Here is a 9461-nt window from a genome sequence, read left to right on the forward strand (position 1 = left end):
CGCGATAGACGGCGCGCACGGCCTGCGGATCGCCCAGGCGAACCAGAGGCTTGCCGTCGTTGGGATCCTCGACCAGCAGACCCTCGAACATCAGATGGTCGATGACGTCGCGCCAGCCGACCAGCGACAGATCGGCCCCCACGCCCCAGGTCGACAGCCCCGCCTCCCACGGCTTGACGTCCTTGGTCCGGCCGGTCAGGTGGTCGATGACGCGCGTGCGACCGAAGCGTTCGCCCAGCCGCTGCACCGCCGCCAGGGCCTTCTGCGCCGGGACCAGGGCGTCGAAGGTGGCGGGCGGATCGCCGCAGACGTCGCAGACGCCGCACGGCTCGGCGTCCTGCTCGCCGAAATAGCGGCGCACCGATTGCGGGCGGCAGGTCGCGCCGTCCAGCATGGCGAACAGCTGGCGCACCTTGCGGGTCTGGACCTGTTTGACCTCTTCGGCCATCGGGCGGCTGTCGAGGCGACGCAGGGACCAGGCGATGTCCGACGGGCCGTAAAGGGTAATGCCCTCGGCCGGCTCGCCGTCGCGCCCGGCGCGGCCGATCTCCTGCCAATAGGCTTCCAGCGAACCGGGCGGGTCGGCGTGGATGACGAAGCGCACGTCCGGCTTGTCCACCCCCATGCCGAAGGCGATGGTGGCGACCATGACGGTCCCGTCCTCGGCCAGGAAGCGCTCCAGCCGCCGGTCGCGCTCGCGGGCGTCAAAGCCGGCGTGATAGGCGATGGCGTTGGTCCCGGCGTCGCGCAGCGCGTCGGCCACCCGCTCGCAGCCGTCGCGGCTGCCGCAATAGACCACGCCCGAGCGGCCGCGCCGTTCGCGCACCAGTTCGACCACGCGGGCGTCGGTGCGGGCGCGCGAGCCGTTGACCTTGCGCTCGGCGGTCAGCTGCAGGTTCGGGCGGGCGAAGCTGTCGACGAAGACGCGGGCCTCGCCCAACTTCAGCGAGGCCAGAATGTCGTCGCGCGTGCGGGCGTCGGCGGTGGCGGTGACGGCGATGCGGGGCACACGCGGGAAGATTTCGGCGAGGCGTCCCAGGGTGCGATAATCGGGACGGAAGTCGTGGCCCCACTGACTGACGCAGTGCGCCTCGTCGATGGCGATCAGGCTGATGGGCAGTTCGGCCAGACGCTCCAGCATGGACCCCGACGCCAGTCCTTCGGGCGAAACATACAGCAGATCCAGCTCGCCCGACCGCGCCGCACGCCAGACGGCGGAACGCTCGTCCATGGTCAGGCCGGAATCCAGCCGGGCGGCGGCCACGCCCTGCTGCTTCAGCGCCTCGACCTGATCGGTCATCAGGGCGATCAGCGGCGAGACGACCAGCCCCACGCCCTCGCGCAGGATGGCGGGCACCTGATAGCAGACGCTCTTGCCGCCGCCGGTCGGCAGTACGGCCAGCACGTCGCGCCCGGCCAGGACTTCCTGGATCACCGAGGCTTGCAGACCGCGAAAATCGGCATGGCCCCACACCCGCTCCAGCAGGGTCCGCGCCTCGTCCAGGGTGGGCGAGAAGTCAGCGGGCGGGGGGAAGTCCAACATGGCGGCCGTTGTGCCGTATTCGGCCGGGGGTGTCACCCGCGAACCCTTCACCGTTTGTGGGAGAAAGGACTATAGGCAGCGCATGACCATGCTTCTCTACGGCCGCCCGCCGGCGGTGTTCGATCCGCCCTCGACGGCGACGCAGACCTCGCCCCTGATCCCCGGCTCGACGGCGCTGGAGGCGGTCGCGCCCGGATCGGTTGACGGGGTGATGCTGTACGCCCCGCCCGGCGCGGTGGAGCGGCGCTATACGCTGGCGCTGGCGCTGAAGGCGCTGAAGCCCGGCGGTCGGTTGGACGTCATGGCGCCCAAGGACAAGGGCGGATCGCGTCTGGGCAAGGAGCTGAAGGGCTTCGGCCTTGAGGTCGCCGAGACGGCCAAGGCCCACCATCGCCGCTGCATCGTCATTCGGCCCGAGGCGGCCGAGGGGCTGGACGCGGCGATCGAGGCGGGCGCGCCGCGCGTGGTTCCGGGGCTGGAGGCCTGGTCTCAGCCGGGGGTCTTCGCCTGGGACCGTATCGATCCGGGCACGGCGCTGCTGGCGCAGGTGCTGCCGCCGCTGAAGGGGCCAGGCGCCGATCTGGGCTGCGGCTTCGGGGCGCTGTCGACGGTGGTGCTGCGCTCGCCCGCCGTGACGGCCCTGCGGCTGATCGACATCGACCGGCGCGCGGTCGAGGCGGCGAAGCGCAATGTCGACGACGCGCGGGCCGGCTTCGACTGGGCCGACGTGCGGACGCTGGAGGGGACAGGCGACCTGAATTTCATCGTCAGCAATCCGCCCTTCCATGACGGCGGAGACGAGGACCGACGGCTGGGCCAGGCCTTCATTCGCAAGGCGGCCGAGATGCTGAAGAAGGGCGGAACCGCCTGGATCGTCGCCAACCGTCACCTGCCCTATGAGGCCGAACTGGACGCCGCCTTCAAGCGCGTGCGGATGGTGGTCGATCAGGGCGGCTACAAGGTTTTCGAGGCGGTGAAGTGATCCCGCCCTCAAGCGGCCCGAAGGGCGACAGGGCATGAGCAAGAAGATTCCAACGTCCCGCGTGGACAAGCTGCTGGGCTCGATGGGCTATGGCTCGCGGGCCGAGATGGCGCGGCTGGGCAAGGCGGGCGGCATCGTGCTGGACGGCGCCGATCTGACCGACGTGTCGAAGCGCATTCCGGTGACGCCTGATCTGCCGAGCCGGATGGAGATCGACGGCGAGCCGCTGGACCCTGTGGCCGGCCTGGTCGTCCTGCTGAACAAGCCGCGGGGCATGACCTGTTCGCACAAGGAGGACGGGGCGCTGGTCTATGACGTCCTGCCCGACCGCTGGCGGCGGCGCGACCCGGCGATCTCGACCATCGGGCGGTTGGACAAGCAGACGAGCGGCCTGCTGCTGCTGACCGACGACGGTGACCTGCTGCACCGGGTGATCTCGCCCAAGCGCCATGTGGCCAAGGTCTATCGCGCGACGCTGGCGCGGCCGCTGAACGGGACGGAAGGGGCGCTGTTCGCCTCGGGCGAACTGGTGCTGGAGGGCGAGGACAAGCCGCTGGCGCCCGCCGTGCTGGAGGTCGTCTCGCCGACCGAGGCCCTGCTGACGGTGACGGAGGGCCGCTATCATCAGGTGCGCCGGATGTTCGCGGCGGCGGGCAATCACGTCGAGGCCCTGCATCGCGAGCGGCTGGGCGGGCTGATGCTGCCGGATGATCTGGCGCCGGGCGAATGGCGGCTGCTGACCGAGGACGAGATCGCATCGATCTTCGTCTCTTAAACTCCGCTCATCCCGGCGGACGCCGGGATTCAGTGAGAGCCTCACGCGCCCCGTTTGCCGCCAAAGAACTGGGCCCCGGCGTCCGCCGGGGTGAGCGGGAGAAGAAGGGCGTGCTTGACCTCTTCCTCATGCTCGCGCACCTGCCTAACTCATGACACTGACCAAGATCTGCGGCCTGACGACGCCGGATACGCTGGATGCGGCGCTTCAGGGCGGGGCGGCCTTTGTCGGGGCGGTGGTGTTTCCCAAGAGCCCGCGCCACATCCCGCCGCTGCACGCTGCGACCCTGTTCGACCGGGCGCGCGGAAAAGCGAAGGTGGTCGCCGTGCTGGTCGATCCCGACGACGCCCTGCTGAGCGAGGTCGCCCTGATCCTGCGGCCCGATCTGATCCAGTTGCACGGCCATGAGACGCCTGCGCGCGCGGCCGAGGCGCGACGGCTGACGGGGGCGGGGATCATCAAGGCCCTGTCGATCCGGGACGAGGCGGACTTTGCGAGCGTCGCCGACTGGACCGGCGTCGCCGATCATCTGCTGTTCGACGCCAGGCCGCCGAAAGGCTCCGACCTGCCCGGCGGGGTGGGGGCCTCGTTCGACTGGAGGCTGATGCAGAACCGGGCGCTTGCGGCAAACTGGTTCCTCGCGGGCGGGCTGGACCCGCAAAATGTTTCCGAGGCGGTGCGGATTTCGGGGGCGCCGATGGTTGATGTCTCCTCTGGCGTCGAAAGCGCGCCGGGTGTTAAGGACCGGGCCCTGATCAAAGCTTTTCTGGACGCCGCATCGCGGTCCTGATTTCGTCGCCTTCCTCCCTGAAGACTTTACGTTGTGCCCCAGACCGTGAACGCTCTCTCGAATTCCTACGCCTGGCCTGACGCCGAGGGGCGTTTCGGCCCCTATGGCGGTCGTTTCGTGCCCGAGACCCTGATGCCGCTGATCCATGAGCTGGAGGCGGCCTATGCGGCGGCCAAGGCGGATCCCAGCTTCCAGGCCGAGCTCGACGGCTATCTGGAGCATTACGTCGGCCGCGCCAGCCCGCTCTATTTCGCCGAACGGCTGACCGAGCATTTCGGCGGCGCCAAAATCTGGCTGAAGCGCGAAGACCTGAACCACACGGGCGCGCACAAGATCAACAACTGCATGGGCCAGATCCTGCTGGCCCGCCGCATGGGCAAGACGCGCATCATCGCCGAGACCGGCGCCGGTCAGCACGGGGTCGCCTCGGCCACCGTCTGCGCCCGCTTCGGCCTGCCCTGCACCGTCTACATGGGCGCCGTCGACGTGGCCCGGCAGCAGCCGAACGTCTTCCGCATGAAGCTGCTGGGGGCCGAGCTGAACCCGGTGACGGCCGGTGCGGCGACGCTGAAGGACGCCATGAACGAGGCGATGCGCGACTGGGTCACCAATGTCGCCGACACCTATTACATCATCGGCACGGCGGCGGGCCCGGCCCCCTATCCGGCCATGGTGCGCGATTTCCAGTCGGTGATCGGCAAGGAGATCAAAGCCCAGAGCCAGCGCCAGATCGGCCGTCTGCCTGACGCCGTCATGGCCTGCATCGGCGGCGGATCGAACGCCATCGGCGCCATGCACCCCTTCATTCAGGACGAGAGCGTGCGCCTGATCGGGGTTGAGGCGGCGGGCCACGGCCTGGACACCCCCGCCCACGCCGCCAGCCTGAAGGGCGGGCGCTCGGGCGTGCTGCACGGCAACCGCACCTATCTGTTGCAGGATGCGGACGGCCAGATTCTGGAGGGTCACTCCATCTCGGCGGGCCTCGACTATCCGGGCATCGGGCCGGAGCACGCCTGGCTGCACGATCTGGGCCGCGCCGAATATCTGTCGGCGACCGACGATGAGGCGCTGGAGGCGTTCCAGGCGCTGTGCAAGCTGGAAGGCATTATCCCGGCGCTGGAATCCTCGCATGCCCTGGCGCGTGCGGGCGAGGTCGCCAAGCAGATCGGCAAGGACGGCGATCTGGTGATCGTCCTGTCGGGCCGGGGCGACAAGGATATCAACACCGTGGCCCAGCACCTGGGCGTGGAGCTGTGATGATGAATACCCTGCTGATCGCCGCCATTGCGGCGGCTGTTTCACCGACCCTGACCTTGGCGCAGAACACGGCGGCTCCGGCGCCCCAGACGTCTTCTGGCCAGGCGCCCGTGCAGACCGCGCCGACCATTCCGCCCGGCCCGGCGGCCACGGGAATGCCGGTCCTGCCGCCGGCGACGGAGGCGGCTGACTGCGGCGGTCTGTTGCGCACGGCGGCCTTCTGCGTGACGGCGCAACTGGATCAGATCGGCGCCCTGGCCGACGCCTATACCGAGCATCTGGCCACCCTGAACTGGCTGGCGGCCGACGGCGACGACAACCGCGTCATCTTCGTGCGTCGCCGCGACGGCGGCGGCTGCGACGGCCTGCAGATGGTCGCCTTCTACGACGAGACCAAGCCCGCCGAGGCGACCGCGCCGGGCTATCTGGGCTTCGCCGTCATTCCGGGCGACGTCTGCACGGCGACGCCCGCCGCTCCGACAACGCCTTCGGGAGGTTCGGCGCAGTGACGACCGCACGCATCGACGCCCGCTTCGCCAAGCTGAAGGCCGAGGGCCGGGCCGGCTTCGTTCCCTATGTCATGACCGGCGATCCCAGCCGCGATGAGGCGTTTCAGATCCTGAAGGGTCTGCCCGCCGCCGGGGCGGATCTGATCGAACTGGGTCTGGCCTTCTCCGACCCCATGGCCGAGGGGCCGCCGATCCAGCGCGCCGCCCTGCGCGGGCTGAAGGCGGGGATGACCCTGCGCGGCACGCTCGATCTGGTCGCGGACTTCCGCAAGGGCGATCAGGACACGCCGTTGATCCTGATGGGCTATCTGAACCCGGTGGAATCCTACGGCTATGAGGTCTTCGCCCGCGATGCGGCCGAGGCCGGGGTGGACGGCATCATTGTCGTCGACTGCCCGCCGGAAGAGGCGGCCCCCCTGCTCGCCGCGCTGAAGGCCGCCGATCTGTCGCTGATCCGCCTGGCCACGCCGACGTCCGACGACGCGCGGCTGAAGGTCATCGCCGAGGGCACCTCGGGCTTCGTCTACTATGTCTCGGTCGCCGGGGTGACGGGGGTGAAGGAGGCTGTGGCCGCCGATGTGGCGCCCGCCGTCGAGCGCGTGCGCCGCGCGGCGAACCTGCCTGTCGCTGTCGGCTTCGGCGTGAAGACGCCGCAACGCGCCGCCGAGATCGCCCGTGTCGCCGACGCCGTGGTCGCCGGCTCGGTCTTCGTCGATGAGGTGGCGGCCGCGCTCGAGGCGAACGAACCTGCCGTTCCCCGCGTTCTGGCCAAGGTGAAGGCCCTGGCCGATGCTGTGAAGACGGCGAGAATTAGTGCTTCCGTGACGGAAACCGTTTAAAGGCCCCGCCCATGGTCGATAAAAATCCCGAGAACAAGGCTCGCGGCGGCTGGCTGTCGCGTTTCGCGCCCGGCGTGCGCAAGATCGTCAGCCCGCGCGACACCCCGGACAATCTGTGGGTCAAGGATCCCGACACGGGCGAGATGCTGTTCCGCTCGGATCTGGAGGCGGCCCTGTGGGTCACGCCGTCGGGCCGTCACATGCGGATCAATGCGCCGACGCGCCTGAAGGCCACCTTCGACGACGGCCTGTTCGAGAGCATCGACACGCCGGACGTGCCGGAAGACCCGCTCAAGTTCTCGGACGGCAAGCCCTATCGCGACCGCCTGTCGGCGGCGCGCAAGGCGGCGGGCCGCAAGGACACCATGGCCATCGGCTACGGCCGTATCGGCGGCGCCCCCGCCGTGGTCATCGTGCAGGACTTCACCTTCATGGGCGGGTCGCTGGGCATGGCGGCGGGCGAGGCCTTCATCGCCGCCGCGCGTGAAGCGGTGAAGCGCAACGTTCCCCTGGTCTGCTACACCGCCGCCGGCGGGGCGCGGATGCAGGAAGGCGCCCTCAGCCTGATGCAGATGGCCCGCACCACCCTGGCGGTGCAGGAGGTGAAGGCGGCCAAGCTGCCCTACGTCGTGGTGCTGACCGACCCGACCACGGGCGGGGTCACGGCCTCCTACGCCATGCTGGGCGACGTTCACCTGGCCGAGCCGGGCGCCCTGATCGGCTTCGCCGGTCCGCGCGTGATCGAGACCACCATCCGCGAGAAACTGCCGCCGGGCTTCCAGCGCGCCGAATACCTCAAGGACAAGGGCATGGTCGACAAGGTGGTGTCGCGCGGCGACCTGCCGACGACGCTGGGCCTGATCCTGTCCATGCTGATGGGCGGCGCGGCCCAGAAGAAGGCTGCCTAACCGCAGGCTTTTGCCATGGACCCGATCTCGGAACGCCTGCGCGCCCGGCATCCCCAGCGCATCGACCTGTCGCTGGATCGGATGCGGGCCTTGTGCGCCGCGCTCGGGAATCCGCAGGACAAACTGCCGCCGGTGGTCCATGTCGCGGGCACCAACGGCAAGGGCTCAACGGTCGCCCTGATCCGGGCCATTGCTGAATCTGCGGGCCTGCGCGTCCACGCCTATACCTCGCCGCATCTGGTGCGCTTCAACGAGCGTATCCGGCTGGCCGGGACGCTGATCACCGATGAGGCGCTGAACGCCATCCTCGACCGGGTCGAGGCGGCGATGGTCCAGACCGGCGGCGAGGCCACCGTATTTGAGAGCACTACGGCGGCGGGCCTTCTGGCCATGAGCGAGACGCCCGCTGATCTGGCCATCATCGAGGTGGGCCTCGGCGGATCGCTGGACGCCACCAACGTCATCGCCCGACCCCTGCTCAGCGTCATCACCCCCGTCGATCTGGACCACGCCGAGTTTCTGGGCACGACCATCGAGGGCGTGGCGGGCGAGAAGGCGGGCATTCTCAAGGCGGGCGCACGCGGCGTCGTGGCGCGCCAGTCCGAAGCGGCCATGGCCGTGATCGCGCGCCGCGCAGCCGAGGTCGGCTCGCCCCTGACCGTCATGGGCGTGGATTTCGACGCCTGGGCCGAGCGCGGGGGCCTGGTCTATCAGGATCAGGAGCGGTTCCTCGACCTGCCTGCGCCCGCCCTGGCCGGCGCGCACCAGTTCGACAATGCGGGCGTGGCCATCGCCGCCGCGCTGGAGCTGGACCTGCCCGAGGCCGCCATCGCCGAGGGGCTGAAAGCCGTGCGCTGGCCTGCGCGGATGCAGCGGCTGACCGCCGGCGCCTATGCTGAGAAGGCTCAGAAGGCCGACGCCGAACTGTGGCTGGACGGCGGGCACAACCCCCACGCCGCCCGCGCCCTGGCTCGCGCCCTGTCCGACCGCCAGGCGCGCGCGCCGCGCCCGACGGCCCTGATCGTCGGCATGTTGGCCAACAAGGATGCGGGCGGTTTCTTCGAGGCGCTGAAGGGGATCGACGCCCAGGTCTTCACCGTCGGCTTCGAGGGTACGGCCGCTGAGCCGGAGGCTCTGGCCGCCGTCGCGCAGGGACGCGGCTTCGGCGCCATGGCGACGGGATCGGTGGACGCCGCGCTGGATCGCGCCCTGGCCCTGGGCGCCGGACGGGTGGTCATCTGCGGCTCCCTCTATCTGGCGGGCGAGGTGCTGGGCGCTAGCCGCGAGACCTGGCCGGTCTGAAGCAAACGTCGCGCCTCTCCCTCCCCGTCCCGGGGAGGGTGGTCGCGTAGCGACCGGGTGGGGAGGGCTTGGGCAAAGCGAGCAAAGGAAAAGGCGGCACCTCTTTCGAAACGCCGCCCCCACCCGACTTCGCCCTGCGGGCTCAGCCACCCTCCCCATGAAGGGGAGGGAGAATGTCACGTGTCAGTCCGCCTTCACGCCGGCTTCGGCCAGCCATTCGACGATCTTGCCCTTGGGCATGGCGCCGACCTTCATCGAGGTCATCTGACCGTCCTTGAACAGCATCAGGGTCGGAATGCCCTTCACGCCCATCTTGGACGGGACCATGGGGCTGTCGTCGATGTTGACCTTGGCGACGGTGACCTTGCCCGCCAGTTCGTCGGCGATCTGCTCCAGCGCCGGGCCGATCTGCTTGCAGGGACCGCACCACTCGGCCCAGAAGTCCACCAGGACGGGGGTCGAGGACTTCAGGACGTCGGCGTCGAAGCTGTCGTCGGTGACTTTCACAGTCGCCATGAATGATCTCCTTTAGGGCGCTACGCTCGCGACGCGGTCG

General features: G+C 69.5%; 10 protein-coding genes. 8 read left to right on the top strand and 2 right to left on the bottom strand.

The window, feature by feature from the left end; translation table 11 throughout:
- Positions 1–1543, bottom strand: a 1543-nt coding sequence (recQ, locus tag B2Y21_RS05865; protein WP_292057899.1) for a DNA helicase RecQ, incomplete at its 3' end; no start/stop codon positions are given.
- A gap of 82 nt (positions 1544–1625) precedes the next feature.
- Between recQ and B2Y21_RS05870 the strand changes: the two genes are divergently transcribed.
- The 8 genes from B2Y21_RS05870 to B2Y21_RS05905 all read left to right on the top strand — a co-directional run bounded on the left by B2Y21_RS05870 (position 1626) and on the right by B2Y21_RS05905 (position 8905).
- On the top strand, positions 1626–2525 hold the full coding sequence (locus B2Y21_RS05870) for a class I SAM-dependent methyltransferase (protein WP_292057881.1): 900 nt from the start codon (positions 1626–1628) through the stop codon (positions 2523–2525).
- A 34-nt stretch (positions 2526–2559) separates the two neighbouring features.
- A complete protein-coding gene (locus tag B2Y21_RS05875; protein WP_292057883.1) occupies positions 2560–3300 on the top strand; it encodes a 16S rRNA pseudouridine(516) synthase in 741 nt (246 codons plus the stop codon).
- Between the two features lie 151 nt (positions 3301–3451).
- Complete coding sequence (locus B2Y21_RS05880; RefSeq protein ID WP_292057886.1) at positions 3452–4090, top strand: phosphoribosylanthranilate isomerase; 639 nt, start codon at positions 3452–3454, stop codon at positions 4088–4090.
- 45 nt (positions 4091–4135) lie between these two features.
- On the top strand, positions 4136–5347 hold the full coding sequence (trpB, locus tag B2Y21_RS05885) for a tryptophan synthase subunit beta (RefSeq protein ID WP_409514747.1): 1212 nt from the start codon (positions 4136–4138) through the stop codon (positions 5345–5347).
- Positions 5347–5856, top strand: coding sequence for a hypothetical protein (locus B2Y21_RS05890; RefSeq protein ID WP_292057890.1), 510 nt, complete (start codon positions 5347–5349; stop codon positions 5854–5856). Before trpB ends, B2Y21_RS05890 begins: the two co-directional genes overlap by 1 nt.
- Positions 5853–6695 carry a tryptophan synthase subunit alpha gene (gene trpA / locus B2Y21_RS05895; protein ID WP_292057892.1) on the top strand — a complete coding sequence of 281 codons (843 nt, stop codon included), beginning with the start codon at positions 5853–5855 and terminating at the stop codon, positions 6693–6695. The genes B2Y21_RS05890 and trpA overlap by 4 nt, the downstream gene beginning before the upstream one ends.
- An 11-nt stretch (positions 6696–6706) precedes the next feature.
- Positions 6707–7603 carry an acetyl-CoA carboxylase carboxyltransferase subunit beta gene (locus B2Y21_RS05900; protein WP_003166388.1) on the top strand — a complete coding sequence of 299 codons (897 nt, stop codon included), beginning with the start codon at positions 6707–6709 and terminating at the stop codon, positions 7601–7603.
- Positions 7604–7618: 15 nt separating this feature from the next.
- Positions 7619–8905 (top strand): bifunctional folylpolyglutamate synthase/dihydrofolate synthase, encoded by a 1287-nt coding sequence (locus B2Y21_RS05905; protein WP_292057893.1) that lies wholly within the window; start codon positions 7619–7621, stop codon positions 8903–8905.
- A 183-nt stretch (positions 8906–9088) separates the two neighbouring features.
- Here B2Y21_RS05905 and trxA read toward each other — a convergent pair whose 3' ends face one another.
- Complete coding sequence (gene trxA, locus B2Y21_RS05910) at positions 9089–9421, bottom strand: thioredoxin (RefSeq protein WP_003168818.1); 333 nt, start codon at positions 9419–9421, stop codon at positions 9089–9091.
- Positions 9422–9461 lie beyond the last annotated feature (40 nt).

Source organism: Brevundimonas sp. UBA5936, from assembly GCA_002430835.1.
Taxonomy (GTDB): Bacteria; Pseudomonadota; Alphaproteobacteria; order Caulobacterales; family Caulobacteraceae; genus Brevundimonas.